The 16,784-nt window shown below is 66.8% G+C and carries 16 protein-coding genes and 1 other RNA gene; 9 read left to right on the forward strand and 8 right to left on the reverse strand.

Going from position 1 to position 16,784, the window contains the following annotated elements; all coding sequences use genetic code 11:
- The first annotated feature begins 10 nt into the window (after positions 1-10).
- Both ACTIEY_RS13410 and rnpB read left to right on the forward strand, forming a co-directional pair.
- Complete coding sequence (locus tag ACTIEY_RS13410; RefSeq protein ID WP_439519637.1) at positions 11-1,366, forward strand: MATE family efflux transporter; 1,356 nt, start codon at positions 11-13, stop codon at positions 1,364-1,366.
- A 31-nt stretch (positions 1,367-1,397) separates the two neighbouring features.
- An RNA gene (gene rnpB / locus ACTIEY_RS13415) (RNase P RNA component class A) lies at positions 1,398-1,747 on the forward strand.
- Here rnpB and ACTIEY_RS13420 read toward each other — a convergent pair.
- Positions 1,742-2,434: a Crp/Fnr family transcriptional regulator gene (locus tag ACTIEY_RS13420; protein ID WP_439519638.1), complete on the reverse strand. Its 693-nt coding sequence runs from the start codon at positions 2,432-2,434 to the stop codon at positions 1,742-1,744. The genes rnpB and ACTIEY_RS13420 overlap by 6 nt on opposite strands.
- Positions 2,435-2,713: 279 nt before the next feature.
- Here ACTIEY_RS13420 and ACTIEY_RS13425 point away from each other — a divergent pair, with 279 nt between their 5' ends.
- Complete coding sequence (locus ACTIEY_RS13425; protein ID WP_439519639.1) at positions 2,714-3,433, forward strand: Crp/Fnr family transcriptional regulator; 720 nt, start codon at positions 2,714-2,716, stop codon at positions 3,431-3,433.
- Here ACTIEY_RS13425 and ACTIEY_RS13430 read toward each other — a convergent pair.
- The 7 genes from ACTIEY_RS13430 to ACTIEY_RS13460 form a co-directional block, all read right to left on the reverse strand.
- Positions 3,430-5,151, reverse strand: a complete 1,722-nt coding sequence (locus tag ACTIEY_RS13430) for an MBL fold metallo-hydrolase (RefSeq protein WP_439519640.1) — start codon at positions 5,149-5,151, stop codon at positions 3,430-3,432. The genes ACTIEY_RS13425 and ACTIEY_RS13430 overlap by 4 nt on opposite strands.
- Positions 5,152-5,247: 96 nt before the next feature.
- Positions 5,248-6,003, reverse strand: a complete 756-nt coding sequence (locus ACTIEY_RS13435) for an aspartate/glutamate racemase family protein (protein WP_439519641.1) — start codon at positions 6,001-6,003, stop codon at positions 5,248-5,250.
- A 1-nt stretch (position 6,004) separates the two neighbouring features.
- Positions 6,005-6,709, reverse strand: a complete 705-nt coding sequence (locus tag ACTIEY_RS13440) for a GntR family transcriptional regulator (RefSeq protein ID WP_439519642.1) — start codon at positions 6,707-6,709, stop codon at positions 6,005-6,007.
- A complete protein-coding gene (locus ACTIEY_RS13445; protein WP_439519643.1) occupies positions 6,706-7,605 on the reverse strand; it encodes an ABC transporter permease in 900 nt (299 codons plus the stop codon). The genes ACTIEY_RS13440 and ACTIEY_RS13445 overlap by 4 nt, the downstream gene beginning before the upstream one ends.
- 2 nt (positions 7,606-7,607) lie before the next feature.
- Positions 7,608-8,507, reverse strand: coding sequence for an ABC transporter permease (locus ACTIEY_RS13450; RefSeq protein ID WP_439519644.1), 900 nt, complete (start codon positions 8,505-8,507; stop codon positions 7,608-7,610).
- A 5-nt stretch (positions 8,508-8,512) separates the two neighbouring features.
- Positions 8,513-9,805, reverse strand: a complete 1,293-nt coding sequence (locus ACTIEY_RS13455; RefSeq protein ID WP_439519645.1) for an ABC transporter substrate-binding protein — start codon at positions 9,803-9,805, stop codon at positions 8,513-8,515.
- A gap of 58 nt (positions 9,806-9,863) precedes the next feature.
- Positions 9,864-10,889, reverse strand: a complete 1,026-nt coding sequence (locus ACTIEY_RS13460) for an ABC transporter ATP-binding protein (RefSeq protein ID WP_439519646.1) — start codon at positions 10,887-10,889, stop codon at positions 9,864-9,866.
- Between the two features lie 194 nt (positions 10,890-11,083).
- Here ACTIEY_RS13460 and dapF point away from each other — a divergent pair, with 194 nt between their 5' ends.
- The 6 genes from dapF to dksA all read left to right on the forward strand — a co-directional run bounded on the left by dapF (position 11,084) and on the right by dksA (position 16,757).
- Positions 11,084-11,959, forward strand: a complete 876-nt coding sequence (gene dapF / locus ACTIEY_RS13465) for a diaminopimelate epimerase (RefSeq protein WP_439519647.1) — start codon at positions 11,084-11,086, stop codon at positions 11,957-11,959.
- A 26-nt stretch (positions 11,960-11,985) separates the two neighbouring features.
- A complete protein-coding gene (locus ACTIEY_RS13470; protein ID WP_439519648.1) occupies positions 11,986-12,666 on the forward strand; it encodes a DUF484 family protein in 681 nt (226 codons plus the stop codon).
- Positions 12,663-13,670, forward strand: a complete 1,008-nt coding sequence (locus ACTIEY_RS13475) for a tyrosine recombinase XerC (RefSeq protein WP_439519649.1) — start codon at positions 12,663-12,665, stop codon at positions 13,668-13,670. The genes ACTIEY_RS13470 and ACTIEY_RS13475 overlap by 4 nt, the downstream gene beginning before the upstream one ends.
- Positions 13,671-13,776: 106 nt before the next feature.
- Positions 13,777-14,169, forward strand: coding sequence for a DsrE family protein (locus ACTIEY_RS13480; RefSeq protein ID WP_439520291.1), 393 nt, complete (start codon positions 13,777-13,779; stop codon positions 14,167-14,169).
- An 84-nt stretch (positions 14,170-14,253) separates the two neighbouring features.
- A complete protein-coding gene (locus ACTIEY_RS13485; RefSeq protein WP_439519650.1) occupies positions 14,254-15,336 on the forward strand; it encodes a CobW family GTP-binding protein in 1,083 nt (360 codons plus the stop codon).
- A gap of 320 nt (positions 15,337-15,656) precedes the next feature.
- Entirely contained in the window at positions 15,657-16,757 is a 1,101-nt protein-coding gene (dksA, locus tag ACTIEY_RS13490; protein ID WP_439519651.1) for an RNA polymerase-binding protein DksA, read from the forward strand.
- Positions 16,758-16,784 lie beyond the last annotated feature (27 nt).

Here is a 16,784-nt window from a genome sequence, read left to right on the forward strand (position 1 = left end):
TCGGACTTCCATGCAGAACCCACCCCAGCGCCCGCTCTGGCGCGTCTACCTCGTTTTTCTCGTGCCCATGGTGCTGTCCAACATCCTTCAGGGACTGTCGGGCACGATCAATGGCATCTACATCGGCCAGATGCTGGGCACGCACGCGCTGGCGGCGGTCTCGGGCATGTTTCCCATCGTGTTCTTCTTCATCTCGCTCGTCATCGGCATCGGTGCCGGTGCCTCGGTGCTGATCGGTCAGGCGTGGGGCGCCCGCGAGCCTGGCAAGGTGAAAGCCATCGCCGGCACGGCGCTGATGCTCGGCGCGATGATCGGCGTGGGAGCAGCGGTGCTGGGGGTGGTGTTCGCGCGGCCGGCCATGCAGGCACTCGGCACGCCGCTGGACGTGATCGATGACGCTGTGGCGTATGCCCGCGTGATGCTGCTCATCATGCCGCTGCTGCTGGTGTTCATCCTCTTCACGCAACTCCTGCGCGGCGTGAGCGACACCGTCTCGCCACTGCTGGCGCTGATGCTGTCGACCACGCTGGGCCTGCTGCTCACGCCCGCGCTCATCAAGGGCTGGCTGGGCTTGCCGCCCCTGGGTATCCAGAGCGCGGCCTACGCGGGGCTGGTGTCGTACGCGGTGGCGTTGGGCTTCCTGGTGTGGCGGCTGCGCCGATTGGGCCATGTGCTGGCCTTCGACCGCGAACTGCTGGCTGCCCTCAAGCTGGACCGCGCCATCCTGGCCAAGGTGATGCGCATCGGCCTGCCGACCGGTCTGCAGATGGTCGTGCTCTCGTTGTCCGAACTGGTGATACTGGCGCTGGTGAACGGTCACGGATCGCAGGCCACCGCGGCGTATGGCGCGGTCACGCAGATCGTGAACTACGTGCAGTTCCCGGCGCTCTCCATCGCCATCACCGCATCCATCCTGGCCGCACAGTCCATCGGGGCAGGGCGCGTCGATCGCCTGGGCGCCATCCTGCGCACGGGCCTGTGGCTGAATGCCGCGCTCACGGGCGGGCTCGTCCTGCTGGGGTACGCGCTGTCGCACCTGCTGCTGGGCCTCTTCCTGACCGAGCCCGATGTGCGCCTGCAGGCCGAGCACCTGCTGCACATCATGCTGTGGAGCATCCTCGTGTTCGGGTTCCAGGCCGTGGTGGGCGGCATCATGCGGGCCAGTGGTGTGGTGCTGGTGCCGATGGCGATCTCCATCTTCTGCATCGTCGCCATCCAGTTGCCGGCAGCCTATCTGCTCGACGCGCACCTGGGGCTGCCGGGCGTGTGGATCGCGTTCCCGGTGGCCTACGTGGCCATGCTGGTGCTGCAGACCGCCTACTACCGGATGGTGTGGCGCCACCGCAGGATCGAGCGGCTGGTCTGAGCGTCTGGGTGGCAGGGGATAATCGCGCCGTGAAGCGCACCAGGCCGTCGCTGGCACGACATCCCGAAAGGGTGTGCTGGAGGAACGTCCGGACTGCACAGGACAGCGTAGGAGGTAACACCTCTCCACCGACAAGCCCGAAGAGTTCGCTCGACGGGCCCTAAGGTGAGGATCAGAGCAACAGAGACGAGCCGATTCAGTTCGGGTGAAACGGGCAATCTCTACGCGCAGCAATACCAAATAGGCCAGCGTTGACGTGGTTCCGCGGAGCTGGCGGGTAGGTAGCACCGAGCCAGGGAGCGATCCCCGGCCCAGATGAATGGCGGTCACATCCGGGGCAACCCGGATGCACAGAATCCGGCGTAACGGTGCGCTTCACACTTTTGGCTTCCCGCCGTTGCCTTGACCATTGGCGCCCGGTAGCGCATTGGCCACCGCCTCCAGTCCCGCGGTGTCCACGATCTGGATGCGACCGCGCTGGTAGTTCACCAATCCCATCGCCTTCAGTTCCCTGGCGGCCAGCGTCACGCCGGCACGGCGCACACCCAGCATCTCGGCCAGATGGAGGTGCGTGAGCTGCATGTCGACCTGCTGCGATCGCGCGTGACTGAGCAGGATCCAGCGCGCCAGACGGGCCCGGATGTCCTGAAGCTGCGCGGCGGCTGCCAGCATGGCGACCTCCTGGGAAAAGCCCCAGAGGTAGTTGGCGAATACGCGGGTCATGCCCATGCGTCGGTTCGCGAGGCGGTGCATCGCCGCGCCTTCGGCGCGAAACGCGCCCCCGCCTTGTTGCACCAGCAGCGTGAGGCTGCCCGTGCCCATGCCGAACGCGAGCTGGAGTCCGACAGCACCTTCCCGGCCGGCCAGCCCGACGGCAAGCCCGCTGTCACCCTGTCGCACCACCAGTGCCACGCAGGCGCTGGTGAGGAAGTGGACATGGCCATCGTCCTGATCGGGCAACGACAGGACGTCGCCCGCGGTCAGCTCGACCGGCTCGCAGCGGCGCAGCAGCAGGCCTTGGTCGGCCGGCGGCAACTGCGCCACCAGGCCGTTGTGCAACAGGTTCAAACGAGCTCCCGTTCATGGTTGAAAGACAACACTGCGACGAGAGTTCATGGGCTAAGCCGCCAGCGCGAGCGGTCCTCGCGCCGGTGCAGTGTACGTGTCTGCGCCCAACTTCTCACGCAAAGGCCACCGGCGAAACCGGTTCAGCATTTCGCGCGCGCGTTGGCCTTCCGGCCCTTGTGTACGGTACCGAACATTCAAGGATGGCTTTGCGCCTACACTGCTTCACAGCCGGCACCGCCGCCACTGCATCCCCGATCGCCCCCGGGCGGGAGCCTGAAATTGCCTGCCGATCACCCGACCAACCGGCTTCTTGCCGCCCTGTCGCGCGCCAGGGTCCCGCACTGGCATTCGCGCCTCGAGAAGGTCGAACTGGGTGTGCAACACCCTTTGCAGACACCCGGTGAGCCGATCGAGTTCGTGCACTTTCCGCAGGACGCACTGGTGGGGCTGCTGCACGTGGGCCCCGGTGGCGCCGCAGAAGCGCCGGTGGCGCTGGTGGGCAACGACGGCGTGGTGGGCGTGGCCCCTTTCCTGGGTGAGGTGCTTGAAGGCGTGCGGGCCGTGGTGCTGCACCCGGGCAGCGCCTGGCGCCTGCCCACCGCCGCACTGCGCGCCCAGCCGTCAGAGGGCGCGGTGATGCTGCATGTGGTGTTGCGATACCTGCAAGCGCTGAATGTCCAGATTTCGCAGGCCGCGCTGTGTCGGCTTCACCACACGGTGCCGCAGCGACTCTGCCGGTGGCTGCAGGACGCATTCGATCGCGTGCCCGGTGAGACGCTGGACATCGACGTGACGGCGCTGGGCGCCTGGCTGGACGCCGATGGCGAAGCCGTGCAGCAGGCCGCGAACCTGCTGGTCAGGGATGGTGTGATCCGCATGCAGCCGGGCCGCACCGTGCTGCTCGACCGCCCAGCGCTCGCGCTGCGCGCCTGCAATTGCCATGCCCTGGTCAAGCTCCAGGCCCAGCAACTTTTTCCTCAGGCCGACCGAGCCCTCTAGAGGTTGAAACCGCCCAGGCTCTGGATGCGCTCCACGTGCGCCATCAGCGAGCGCTTGGCCACGGGCCACAGCCTTTCGGGCACGTCGTCGTAAGCGAGCTTCACCCAGTCGTCGGCCGAGCCTTCGGGCAGGGCCTGCAGCGCCTGGGCCACCTTGGCTTCGCGCTTGAGCCGGTGCGCCTTGAGTTGTGCGATCGCGGCGCGCGCCCCGCCGTCGACCGGAGCAGAAGGGTTGCCCTCGGTTCGCCGGAGGTCGCCCAGCACGTGCCCGTGCGCGGGCAGGATGAACTCGATGCAGTGGCGTTCGCAGGCGGCGTCGAGCTTGTCCAGCGAATCCAGATAGGCGCCCATGTTGCCGTCGGGTGGGTCGATGACCGTGGTGCTGCCGTTGAGGATGTGGTCGCCGGTGAACAGCAGGCCGTCTTCCACCAGCGCCAGGCACAGGTGGTTGGCGGCGTGGCCCGGGGTGTGCAGGACCTCCAGGGTGTGCGACACCATGCCCTCGCCCGACTGGCCCACCAGCACGATCTGCTCGCCATCGGCCAGCGTGCGTTCCGGTGAAAAGCGGCTGTTCTCGCGCGCCGTGGCGGCGCTCGGAAGACCCAGGATGGGTGGCCGTGCCAGGCCGGCGTCGGTGCACAGGGCCTGCAGGCGCGGCGCGCCAGGGGAATGGTCGGGGTGCGAGTGGGTGCAGACGATGGCGTTGATGCGCCCTCCGGTCGCGCGCCACAGGCGTTCGATGTGTTCGGGTTCATCCGGGCCGGGATCGATCACCACGTGGCCGCTGGCCGGGTCGCCGACGATGTAGCTGTTGGTGCCGGGTCCGGTCATGTAGCCCGGGTTCGGCGCGGTCAGCCGCTGCACATTCTTCAGAAGCTGCACGGGTTGTTCGTGCTGCCAGTCCAGGCTGTGCACGATCTGGCCGTCCGGGCAGACCATGGCGAGTTCGCCGAACGGCGCTTCGTGCTCCATGTGGCGGGATTCGGCGCCGCGCGTGAGGCCCGCGCGCGGGCAACTCGTCCACAGCGGCTGATCGTTTTCCGCACAGGCCTGCAACACCGCCTGCACGCTGGCATAGGCCTGCAGTCGTTCCAGCGTGCGGATGGTGGGGAAGATGATGAAGAAGCCACCGGCCTTGTGCCGCTCCAGCGCATCGACCGGGCGCACCCAGCAGGGCTCGAACTGCTCGGCGTCGTCCGCCACCGGGGCCTGGCCCTCGGGCATGCGCGCCACGAGGAAAGGCACGTCGAAGCGGCGCGGCAGATCGCGGTCGGTGATCCAGTGGGCGAGCACGAACACCCCGGCGCCATCCAGCGTCAGGCCGCGGGCATGGCATTGCTCGGCGAAGGGGGCCTGGCGGTCCAGGGTGGCGATGTCGCTGTCGTCCACGGGCGATCCATCGGCGCGATGGGCGAGCAGCACGCCCAGTTCCTCGAAGCTCTCGCGGATGGCGGCGATCGCCTGCGTGAGGTGCAGGTCGCTCTGCGTGGGTCGGCGCGTGGCGATGGCGTGTGCCGCGGCATCGGCGGCGTCGATGCCACCACCGGGAAACACGTAGGCGCCGGGCGCGAAGCTGGCCGTCATGGAGCGGCGCGTCATGAGCACTTCGACGCCGGGGCGGGCCGGGTCGGTGCTGTCGCGCAGCAGCAGCACGGTGGCGGCGGGGCGAACGGCCACGCTGGGGCGGGAAGAATGCAGGAGTTGGGTGGGTCGGACCATTTCCGCATTTTGCGGCAAGGCGTCCTTGCTCGCCGGCACGCAAACAACGCCGTTCGCACCGAGCTTGTCGAAGTGCTCGCGAAGGCTTCGACAAGCTCAGCCCGAACGGAGGGCGGGTGTGATGCCCAAAGAAGTCATTTCGGACGACAAGTTTTGCCAGGTGACGTCGAAGCCCGCTCGTTCGCGCGCGGGCGGCAGCGGCGCATTGCGCAGGGCCCAGTGCGCGCCTGCCAGCACGCTGTCGATCACGGGAATCGGTACGTCTGCCTGCACCGCCGCCGCCATGCCGGCCAGTCCAGCGCCGCCGAGAATGACGGCGTCCACGCCCAGTTGGCGCGAAGCATCCCGACAGGCCTGGGCGAGCAGGGCGCGTGCGGCCCCCGGGTCAGCGGCGAGTTGCGCGCCCGTGGGTGCCACGGTGTGGATGCCGGCGAGTTGCTGGGCCTGGCCGAGCGCCTGTGCCAGCCGTTGCAGCATGGGTCCCCATCGAACCCCACCGGTGACGATGGCGTAGCGCCCGTGGCGCGCGGCTTCGATGAACGCCGCTTCCGCCAGACCGGTGACGGGCACCGGGCTGCTCTCGCGCAGCGCCATCAGGCCGGGGTCACCGAAGCAGCCGATCAGCACGGCGTCGGGCCCACGGGCTTCGGTCACGAGATCGCAGGCCCAGGCGTCGAGCGTGGCGTGCGAGGCCACCGCGTAGCTGGCCTCGTCGGCGATGTAGGGCGAGCCAAAGCGGGCGGTGACGGTGCGAACGTTCACGTGAAGTCCAGCCGCCTGTTGCACATGGGCCTGCAGCAGCGCACTCACGCTGGCCGAGGTGTTGGGGTTGATGACCAGCAACTGCCGCATGTCAGGGCACGGGGGCGAACAGGCTCTCAAGGTCGGGCAGCTTGCCGCCAGGGGGCGAGAAGTCCAGCTCGGACTCCAGCCGGTCGAGGTGCTCGCGCATCAGGCGCGCGGCCTCTCGGGCATCGCGCAGGCGGATGGCCGCCAGCAGCGCGCGGTGCTCCACACAGCCACAGGCGGTGGCGTCGCGCCGCGCCTGGGCGTGGCTGCTGCTGTAGGTCATGAGGATGAGCGAGGTGCGCGAGACCATCTCACGCAGGATGCGACCCATGGTGTGCTGCCCGGCGCGGTCGGCGATGTGCAGGTGGAAGTCGCCCGAGAGCCGGATGGCGCGGCGCATCTCGCCGGCTTCGCGGGCGGCCTCCTCGTCGCGAATGCACTGGTTGAGCAGCTGGATGTCGTCGCGCTCTGCGCGGTCCACGAATCGCTCGACCAGCTGCGACTCGATCATGCGGCGCACCTCGAACACCTCGCGCGCTTCCTGCTCGCTCGGCTGGGCGATGGTGGCACCGCGGTTGGGAGTGAGGGTGACGATCTGCTCGTTGGCCAGGCGAACGAGCACCGGGCGAATGAGCGTGCGCGACACGCCGAACGCGCTGGCCAGACGGTCTTCCACCAGTTTGGTGCCAGGCGGGAGTCGGTGGTCAAGGATGGCATCGACCACGCGTTCATAGATCGTCTGGTCCGAGCCCGCAGCCGCAGCGGTCATGCCAAGCGTCCTTTTTTCTGCCGCTTGCCCAGCCACAGGGCCAGTGACACTGCCACGCCCATCACCAGCAGGGAGACCACAGTGGTCACGGTGCCCAGCGCGTAGATGGCTGGCGTGGTCACGGTCGAGGTGAGGCCCTGCAGTTCGAGCGGCAGCGTGTTGACGTCGCCAATGGCCTGCGAGGTGCGCGCGATCTCGTCCCAGCTGAGCGTGAAGCCGAACATGCCGATGCCCACCACCGAGGGGCCGATCAGCGGCAGCACCACGTGGCGGAACCCTTGCCAGGGCGTGGCCCCCAGGTCGCGCGCGGCTTCTTCATAGGCGGGGTTGAAGCGGTTGAACACCGCGAACATGATCAGAAGACCGAATGGCAGCGTCCAGGTAAGGTGGGCGCCGAGGGCGGACGTCATGAGGCCAAGTGCCGTGCCGTAGTTCTCCAGCGTGCCGGTGGCGCCCACCGCCTCCAGCAGCCACTTGATCCCGCCATCGAGCAGACGGAACTGCAGGCCGATGCCCAGCGAGACGATGATGGACGGCATGATCAGGCTCGCCACCGTCATGTAGAACAGTGCGTTTCCACCGCGCAGCGGTTTGCGGAACGCCAGGCCGGCGAGCACCGAGAGCACCACGGTGAACAGCATCACCACGCCACCGAGCAACAGCGAACGCAGGAAGGCCGCACCGATGTCCACCGTGCCCAGGCCTTCGGCGAGCTTGTGGAACCAGTGCAGCGAGACGCCGCGCAGCGGAAACGTGAGCCCGCCTTCGGGCCCCTGGAAGCTGAGCACGAAGATGACGAACATCGGTCCGTACATGAACAGCACGAAGAGTGCGAAGACGATCGCCAGGGGCCAGAAGCCGGGGGCGCGAGGTTCGGAAATGCGCTGGGTGGCCATGCTCAGAGCTCCTTTCTGATGTCGACCAGGCGCGTCAGCCCCCAGATGATCATCAGCACGATGGCCAGCAGGATCACCGCGTTGGCCGCAGCCAGCGGAAACTGCAGGTACGAGGTCTGCACCTGGATGATCTTGCCCACCGAGGCAATCTGCTGCCCGCCCATCACGCCGATGGTGACGAAGTCGCCCATGACGATGGTGATGACGAAGATCGAGCCGATGATGATGCCGGTCTTGGACAGCGGCACGATGACGTTCCACAGCGTCTGCCAGCTGCTCGCGCCACTGTCGCTGGCGGCTTCGAGCAGGCTGCGGTCGATGCGCATCATGCTGTTGAAGATCGGCACGATCATGAACATGGTGTAGAGGTGCACGAAAGCGAGCACCACCGAGAAGTCGGAGAACAGCAGCCATTCCACCGGCTCGTTGATGAGGCCCGCGCCCATGAGGCCCTGGTTCACCAGCCCGTTGCGCCCCAGCAGCGGCACCCAGGAAATCATGCGGATGACGTTGGACGTCCAGAACGGCACGGTGCACAGCACGAACAGCAGCGTCTGCATGCCCGGCGAGCGAACGTGGAAGGCGAGGAAATAAGCCACCGCAAAACCCACCACGAGCGTGATGCCCCAGACCAGGAGGCAGAACTTGAGCGTCGAGAGGTAGGTGGAGAGCGAAACGCAGAAATCGCCGTGCTCGGTGAGCACCGAGCAACCTTCAAAGATGGCGGCGTAGTTGCGCAGCGTGAAGCCGGGGATGAGCTCGTATTCGTTGAAGTTCCAGAAGCTCACCATGACGGTGAGCGCCAGCGGGATGAGGAAAAACACCACGAACACCAGCGTGAACGGCGCGGCCTGCCACCAGGCACGCACGGTCTTGATGGGGTTCGTGGTGGAGGTGGTCATGGCGTTCAGGCTGCGACGAACTCGTTCCACTTCCTGACCATGTACTCGTTCTCGTCCATCACCGCGTTCCAGCAGGCGATGCCGCCCATGCGCGCCTCGTAGCTGCCGCCATCGCGCACAGCGCCGGCCTTGGCTAGCACGTCGCCGTTGGGGCTCTTGATGTCCTGCGAGGCGGGCTTGCCTTCCATCCAGTAGGCCCACTCATAGGCTTCCATCTTGGTCTTGGCCGTGTCGAGCACCGCGCTGTAGTAGCCCTGGCGGTTCAGGTAGGCGCCGGCCCAGCCGTCGAGGAACCAGTTGATGAACTCGTAGGCGCCATCCTGCTTGCGCCCGCTGAGCGTGGTGGGCAGGCCGAAGCCGGCGGCCCACGCGCGGTATCCCTCTTTCAGCGGCTGGAAGTTGCAGGCAATGCCCTTGGTGCGCACGGCCGTCACCGCCGGGCTCCACATCGACTGGATCACCACCTCGCCCGAGGCCATGAGGTTCACCGACTCGTTGAAGTCCTTCCACAGCGCGCGGAACTGGCCGGCCTTCTTGGCTTCGATCAGGGTCTTGATCGTCAGGTCGATCTCGGCCTTGCTCATGTTGCCCTTGTCCTTGTACTTGTGGATGCCCTTGGCCTCCACCACCATCGCGGCGTCCATGATGCCGATGGACGGGATGTTCAGGATCGCCGCCTTGCCCTTGAACTCGGGGTTGAGCAGCTCGGCCCAGCTTTCAATGGGGCGCCTGATGAGGTCGGGCCGGATGCCCAGCGTGTCGGCGTTGTAGACCGTGGGGATCAGCGACATGTACTGAGTGGGCGCGGTGGCGAACTTCTTGCTCTTCTCGCCCTCAAGGTAGATCACCTTCTTCGGCGCCGTGCCCTGGTCGCCCACGGTCTTGCCTGCCACCGTGCCGGTGGTGAACAGCGGCGTGATCTTGTCGGCGTTCTTGATCTTTTTGGTGTCGATGCCCTTGAGGTTGCCCGTGGGCACGATCTTCTTCAGCGAGAAGTATTCGGTGTCGATCAGGTCGAAGCTGTTGGGCGCGGTCACGGCACGCTTGGTCACGTCGTCGGTGGTCACGGCCACGTACTGGATCTCGATGCCGGTGTCGGCCTTGAACTTCTCGGCGATGGCCTTGTCCTGGTTCACGGCGGTGCCGAGGTAGCGCAGGACGATCTTGTCTTGCGCGTGCACGGCGGGCGCCATGCCTGTGGCCAGTATGCCGGCCATGCCGGCAGTGCCTTGCAGCAGGCTGCGGCGGCTCAGGCCGGTCGGGGTGGCGAGGGTGGGCTCTTGATCGGGCTTGGACATGGCAAATCTCCTGCGGTGCGGTGGTGGGAAGGAAACGAAAGAAAACGACGCCTGGGTGTCAGGCGTGCAGCGAAGGCGCAAAGCTGTGCGCCTGCCAGGCCGCCCAGCTCAGGCTGACCCGGTCTCCAGGCGCATACGGACGCTGGGCAAAACTCGCCTCGGGCAGCATCACCGAGACGCTCTCTCCCGCATGGCCTTCGGCCAGGTGCAGGCCGAGCAGCACATAGCTGCCCTGGTACTCGACATCGTTCACCGTGGCCGGCCAGCCGTTTTCACCGGCGTCCAGCGGCGCGACGCGGATGTGGTCGTTGCGAACGGCCACCTTGCCCTGCGTGGTCTGCAGCACGTTGTGTCCGCCCATGAAGCGGGCCACGAACTCGCTGGCCGGCCGGTTGTAGACCTCGTGCGGCGAGCCCACCTGTTCGATGCGGCCGTGGTCCATCACCACCATGGTGTCGGCCAGGGCCATCGCTTCTTCCTGCGAATGCGTGACGTGGATGAAGGTCAGGCCCAGATCTCTCTGCCAGCGGCGCAACTCGGCGCGCATCTGCACGCGCAGGAAAGGATCCAGCGCAGAAAGGGGTTCGTCGAGCAGCAGCACGCGCGGCTGCGTGATGAGGGCGCGCGCCAGCGCCACGCGCTGCTGCTGGCCACCCGAGAGCTCACCCGGCTTGCGCGCGCTGAGGTGTCCCATGGCCACGCGTTCCAGCAGGTCCTGCGCCTGCTTGTGGCGTGCGTCCTTCGCCACGCCCTTCATCTTCAGGCTGAACGCCACGTTGTCGAGCGCAGAGAGGTGCGGAAAGAGCGCAAAGCTCTGGAACATCATGGCCGTGCCGCGCCCGGCGGCAGGAAGGTGGGTGATGTTGCGGTTCTCCAGCAGGATGTCGCCGCTGGTGGTGGTCTCGTGACCCGCGATCATGCGAAGCGTGGTGCTCTTGCCGCAACCCGACGGCCCGAGCAGGCAGCAGTAGCTCCCGCTGGCAATGCGCAGGTTGATGGCGTCCACCGCCACGCTGCCTGCGGCGTACTGCTTGGTCAGCGCGATGAGTTCAATGCCGGCGGCCTGGGGCGTGGGATCGTTCATGCAGATCGCATCTGCATAACGCGTGCCAGGCAGTTTGTACGCAGTTTTCACCAGATTGCGTACAAAAAGGCACCCGGTTTGTGCGCACTCGCGCGGTGGAGTCCGGTTTCCATCCATCGCGGTGCAGGTCACCCGCACCAGCTTGTCGCTTCGCGCCAGCCCGGTGCGTGGCCCTCTCGGCAGATAATCCCGCCATGCACATCCGATTCACCAAGATGCAGGGCGCGGGCAACGATTTCGTCGTGCTCGACGAGACGCAGGGACGCCTGGGCCTGAGCACCGCCCAGTACCGCTTCCTGGCCGACCGGCATTTTGGTGTGGGCGCCGACCAGATCCTGAGCGTGCGGCCGTCGCCCGGCGCCGGCCTGGACTTCGAATACGCCATCCACAACGCCGACGGCGGCGAGGTGGAGCACTGCGGCAACGGCGCCCGCTGCTTCGTGCGCTACGTGCACGACAAGGGCCTGAGCCTGAAGAACCCGCTGCGCGTGAAGGTGACCCATGGCGAACTGGAACTGCGCATGCACGCCGACGGCCGCGTCACCGTGGACATGGGGCCGCCGGTGTTCGCGCTGGACCGCGTGCCTTTCCTCTCCAAGGACCTGAAGAGCGACGCCATGGGCGATTTCGAGCGCTGGCCGCTGTCGCTCCCTTACGTGGGCGACGTGCCGGTGGCCGTGCTGTCCATGGGCAATCCGCACGCGGTGCTGGTGGTCGAAGACGTCGAGACCGCCTCCGTGCAGGCCTGGGGTCCGTGGATCGAATCGCACGAACGCTTCCCGCAGCGCGTCAACGCCGGATTCCTGCAGGTGGTCAACCGCGGCGAAGTGCGCTTGCGCGTGTACGAGCGCGGCGCCGGCGAAACCCTGGCCTGCGGCACCGGCGCGTGCGCCGCCGTGGTGGCGGGCATCCGTCTGGGGCTGCTGGACGCCAGGGTGGATGTTCACACCCGTGGCGGTGTGCTCACCATCGAATGGCAGAACAGCCCGGCGCATGACCAGCCGGTTTACATGACCGGCCCGGCCACCACCGTGTTCGACGGCGAGATCGACGTGCCCGATCTCGTTTGAGCGCCTCTACCGTACAGTGCAGGACCATGAACCCCAACCAGATTCCGCCCATCACCGAAGACGACATCGCCAACTACCTGGCGAACACGCCCGACTTCTTCGAGCGTCACGCCAGCCTGCTGGCCGCCGTGCAGCTCACCAGCCCGCACGGCCAGCGCGCCGTGAGCCTGCAGGAGCGCCAGGCGGAGATGCTGCGCGAGAAGATCCGTGGCCTGGAGCTCAAGGCCGCCGAGATGATCCGCAACGGCCATGAGAACACCACCATCGCCGACAAGCTGCAGCGCTGGACCCGCGAGCTGCTCCTCACGCGGGAGGCGGTCGAACTGCCCACCGTGGCCGCGCGCGCGATCGGCGAGCACTTCCTGGTGCCGCAGGTGGCCATCAAAGTGTGGGACGTGGCACCTGAATACACCGATGAAGATTTTGCGCAGGGCGCCAGCGACGACGTGAGGGCCTTTGCCTCCTCGCTCATGCACCCGTATTGCGGTGCCAACCCGGGGCTGGAGGCCGCGCAGTGGCTGGCCGACCCGGCCTCTGCCGCTTCGCTGGCGCTGATTCCCCTGCGCGCCGGCCTGGCTCCGCAGGCCTTCGGACTGCTGGTGCTGGCTTCGGCCGACCACCAGCGCTTTGCCGCCGACATGGGCACCGATTTCCTGGAGCGCATCGGCGAACTCTCTAGCGCTGCGCTTTCTCGGTTGCGGCCATGAGTGAATCCACCAGCGCCGAAGACGCCGCGCTGGTGACGGCCTACCTGAACCACGTTCGCGTGGAAAAACGCCTGGCCGATCGCACGGTCGAGCTCTACACCCTGGACCTGGAAAAACTGGCTGCGCACGCCAGCGAGGCGGGCGTGTCCCTCACGCAAGTACAAAGCCCGCACATCCGGCGGTGGGTGGCGAAGATGCACGGTGGGGGCCGCAGCGCACGCGGCATCGCGCTCATCCTTTCGGGCTGGCGCGGGTTTTACGTCTGGTTGGGGCGCCAGGGCACCATTCATCACAACCCGGTGCAGGACGTGCGTGCGCCCAAGGCCGGCAAGCCCCTGCCCAAGGCGCTGGGCGTGGACGAGGCGGTGCAACTGGCCTCGCACCACGAGGCAGCGGATCACCCGGCACTGGAGGCGCGAGACGCCTGCATCACCGAACTGCTCTACGGCTGCGGCATGCGCATCGGCGAACTGGTGGGGCTGGACGTGGCCGCCAGCGCGCACGCCCGTGGCTGGATCGACGCGCAGGATGGCGAGGCGCACGTGCTGGGCAAGGGTTCGAAACGGCGCAGCGTGCCGGTGGGCCGCCAGGCGCTTGAAGCGCTGGCGCGCTGGATCGAATGGCGCGCCGCGTGGGCGCGCGCCGACACGCCGGCGCTGTTCATCGGTGCGCGCGGCCAGCGTCTCACGCCGCAGCACATTCGCCTGCGGCTCAAGCGCCGCTCCCGGTTGGCTGGCCTGGCCACACCGGTGCACCCGCACATGCTGCGCCATTCCTTCGCCAGCCACGTGCTGCAGTCCAGCGGCGACCTGCGTGCGGTGCAGGAGCTGCTCGGCCACGCCAGCATCAGCACCACGCAGGTCTACACCCGGCTCGATTTCCAGCACCTGGCCAAGGCCTACGACGCGGCCCATCCGAGGGCGCATGCGCGCGGTCCTGCTCCGGCAGCCGCGAACGATCCGCCTTCTCCCGCACCCTCGGGGCGCCCGCGTTCTCCCCGCTGAGACCCTGGTCGGGCCATTGCTTGTAGGATGCGCGATTGCCCATCCCGTGGAGACCGCCGTGTTCAAGTTTCTTGTCGCTTTCAAATCGCTGCTGCTTGCCGCCGTCATGGCCACTTCGCTGCCGGCGCAGGCCCAGACACCGCCCGCCATCAAGGTCGTTTACCACCTGAGCGACGGCATTCCCCAGGCCTCACGCGCCATCGCCAACATTCGAAACCACCTGGCGGCCGATCCCACGGCGAAGATCGTGGTCGTCACGCACGGGGCGGGCATCGATTTCCTGCTCGACGGCGCCAACAACACGGCCAACCAGTCGTTCGCGGGTGCCATCGGCGACCTCTCGGCCAAGGGCGTGGGTTTCTTCGTCTGCAACAACACGCTGGTCTCGCGCAACATCGACGCGTCCAAGGTGGCCATGGAAGCGAAAGTGGTGCCTTCGGGCGTGGCCGAAGTGGCGCGGCTGCAAGCCCGCGAGGGTTACGTCTACCTGCGCCCCTGAGCGGCCCCCTGCACCTGTCACGGGGCTGGCATACACTCCCCGCCTGCTTTTTCGACCCCCCTTCACCGATCGCCTCCGAACGCCATGTCACTCATTCCTGCCACCATCCTCACCGGCTTCCTTGGCTCGGGCAAAACCACGCTGCTCAAGCGCGTGCTCTCGGAGGCCCACGGTCAGAAGATCGCCGTGGTGGAAAACGAGTTCGGTGAAGAAAACATCGACAACGAGATCCTGGTCGCCGACACGCAGGAAAACATCATCCAGATGAGCAACGGCTGCATCTGCTGCACCATCCGCGACGACCTGCGCGCAACACTGCAGGACCTGGCGCAGAAGAAGCGCAAGGGTGAACTGGACTTCGACCGCGTGGTGATCGAGACCACCGGCCTGGCCGACCCGGGGCCGGTGGCGCAGACCTTCTTCATGGACGATGAAGTCGCCGAACAGTACCTGCTGGACTCCATCCTGACGCTGGTGGACGCCAAGCACGCCGCCGGGCAACTCAACGAGCGCCAGGAAGCGCGTCGGCAGGTGGGCTTTGCCGACCAGATCTTCATCAGCAAGTCGGACCTGGTGGACGCCGACGAACTGTCTGCGCTGACGCACCGGCTCAAGCACATGAACCCGCGCGCGCCGATGCGCCCTGTGCATTTCGGCGAGGTGTCGCTCAAGGAAGTGTTCGATCTTCGGGGCTTCAACCTCAACGCCAAGCTCGACATCGACCCCGACTTCCTCAAGGTCGACGATCACGGACATGACCACGATCATGGTCACGATCACCACGATCATGAGCACGGTGAGCACTGCGACCATCCCTCGCACCAGCACGACCACGGTGACCACGGGCATGGCCATCACCACCATCACGACGACGACGTGAAAAGCTTCGTCTACCGCGCCACGAAGCCTTTCAATCCGGCCAAGCTCGAAGATTTCCTGGGCGCCATCGTCCAGGTGTACGGTCCGCGCATGCTGCGCTACAAGGGCGTGCTGCACATGGAGGGCACCGACCGCAAGGTGATCTTTCAGGGCGTGCACCAGCTCATGGGCAGCGACCTCGGGCCGGTCTGGGCCGATGGCGAGCCCCGCGTGAGCAAGATGGTGTTCATCGGGATCGACCTGCCCAAGGACATCCTGGTCCAGGGCCTGGACCAGAGCCTGGCCTGAGGACGCGACTGCGCGTCTTGCGTGCGCCTTCGCTGACCGGCCGAACATGTTGTTTGTCTCGCTTCTCCAACGTCCCGCCTCGGCCGCCGGGAAGGAATCCGGGTTGCCTGAACCAGTGTCGATACAATCGCGGCCCAAGTCGGCAGGCCGGCGTTCTGCCCCGATCGACCTCCGGAGGCGTTCGAAGGCGCTCGGCAAAGGGCGTATAACGACGAGTTTGCCGGCTCGGCCGGTCCGTCGAAGCGCATCTTGGGACCCTGCCCGCAGCAGCGCCCACGCCGCTCGATTCCGCATCGTCAGGAACCCACAGGAGACCCGTTGTGAAAGCCCCGGCAACCAGGACAGCGAAATCAGGCAAACCCGCCGCATCGGGAGCCAAGGCACGCGCGCCGGTGGCCAGGAAGCCCGCACCTGCCAAGGCGCCGACGAAGGCAAAGCCCGCAGCCAGACCCGCGGCCAAGGCGCCCGCGAAGAAAGCCCCGGTGAAGGCGGCCGCGAAACCCGTGGCCAGGAAAGCCGTGGCCAAGCCCGCCGCCAAGCCGGTGGCCAAACCCGTTGCCAAACCGGCTGCCAAGAAGCCCGCCGCTCGCCCGGTGTCCAGATCGCCGGCCGCCAAGGCGCCCACACCCTCCAAGAAGACCCCCAGCGCGGCACCCGCCGCCAGAACCAAGATCCAGCCCGTTGCCAAGGCGGCTGCTCCCAAAGTGATTCCACCGGTTACCAAGGCCGCCCCCGTGGCGGCAACTGCTCCCAAGCCTTCCAGCGCCAAGCGCGCCCCCACCCCGGCGCCCGTGGTGGTGGAGCCCACGCCGCGCCCGTTGGGAAAGCGGGCCGCCAAGAAAGTCATGATGGAGCAGATGACCCAGGCTGCGGTGGTGCCCACCCACGCCCCGGACGCTGCCAAAGCGACCTTTTCCCAAATGAACGAACGCGCCGTCATGACCCCACCCGTGCCCTCATCCATTCAGAAAGACCCCAAGCGGGCCAACAACTGGAAGACCCTGTCGGTTGAGCAACTCACCGACCAGGACGTGCAGGCCATGCCCGACAGCGAGTACATGAGCGACCTGCAACTCGCATTCTTCCGCCGCAAGCTCTCCCAGCTCAAGGCCGACATGCTGGCCAACGCCGGTGAGACCACCGAACACCTGCGCGAGGACACCGTGGTCGTGCCCGATCCTGCCGACCGCGCCACGATCGAGGAAGAGCACGCCCTGGAGTTGCGCACCCGGGACCGCGAACGCAAGCTGCTCAAGAAGATCGAGCAGGCGATCGCCCGCATCGACTCCGGCGACTACGGTTACTGCGAGGAGACCGGCGAGCCGATCGGGGTAGGCCGGCTCATGGCCCGCCCCACGGCCAGCCTGTCGCTCGAGGCGCAACAGCGCCGCGAACTCAAGCAGAAGATGTTCGGCGACTGATCCCGGTCCGGAACCCTTTTCCTTTTG

It is taken from the genome of Hydrogenophaga sp., assembly GCF_051858985.1.
Classification (GTDB): Bacteria; Pseudomonadota; Gammaproteobacteria; order Burkholderiales; family Burkholderiaceae_C; genus Hydrogenophaga.

Coding starts and splice junctions, on each gene's coding strand:
- ACTIEY_RS13485 (WP_439519650.1), top strand. CDS start 14,254: ATGTCACTCATTCCTGCCACCATCCTCACCGGCTTCCTTGGCTCGGGC.
- ACTIEY_RS13480 (WP_439520291.1), top strand. CDS start 13,777: ATGGCCACTTCGCTGCCGGCGCAGGCCCAGACACCGCCCGCCATCAAG.
- ACTIEY_RS13450 (WP_439519644.1), bottom strand. CDS start 8,507: ATGACCACCTCCACCACGAACCCCATCAAGACCGTGCGTGCCTGGTGG.
- ACTIEY_RS13470 (WP_439519648.1), top strand. CDS start 11,986: ATGAACCCCAACCAGATTCCGCCCATCACCGAAGACGACATCGCCAAC.
- ACTIEY_RS13475 (WP_439519649.1), top strand. CDS start 12,663: ATGAGTGAATCCACCAGCGCCGAAGACGCCGCGCTGGTGACGGCCTAC.
- ACTIEY_RS13460 (WP_439519646.1), bottom strand. CDS start 10,889: ATGAACGATCCCACGCCCCAGGCCGCCGGCATTGAACTCATCGCGCTG.
- ACTIEY_RS13445 (WP_439519643.1), bottom strand. CDS start 7,605: ATGGCCACCCAGCGCATTTCCGAACCTCGCGCCCCCGGCTTCTGGCCC.
- ACTIEY_RS13435 (WP_439519641.1), bottom strand. CDS start 6,003: ATGCGGCAGTTGCTGGTCATCAACCCCAACACCTCGGCCAGCGTGAGT.
- ACTIEY_RS13455 (WP_439519645.1), bottom strand. CDS start 9,805: ATGTCCAAGCCCGATCAAGAGCCCACCCTCGCCACCCCGACCGGCCTG.
- dapF (WP_439519647.1), top strand. CDS start 11,084: ATGCACATCCGATTCACCAAGATGCAGGGCGCGGGCAACGATTTCGTC.
- ACTIEY_RS13430 (WP_439519640.1), bottom strand. CDS start 5,151: ATGGTCCGACCCACCCAACTCCTGCATTCTTCCCGCCCCAGCGTGGCC.
- ACTIEY_RS13410 (WP_439519637.1), top strand. CDS start 11: ATGCAGAACCCACCCCAGCGCCCGCTCTGGCGCGTCTACCTCGTTTTT.
- ACTIEY_RS13440 (WP_439519642.1), bottom strand. CDS start 6,709: ATGACCGCTGCGGCTGCGGGCTCGGACCAGACGATCTATGAACGCGTG.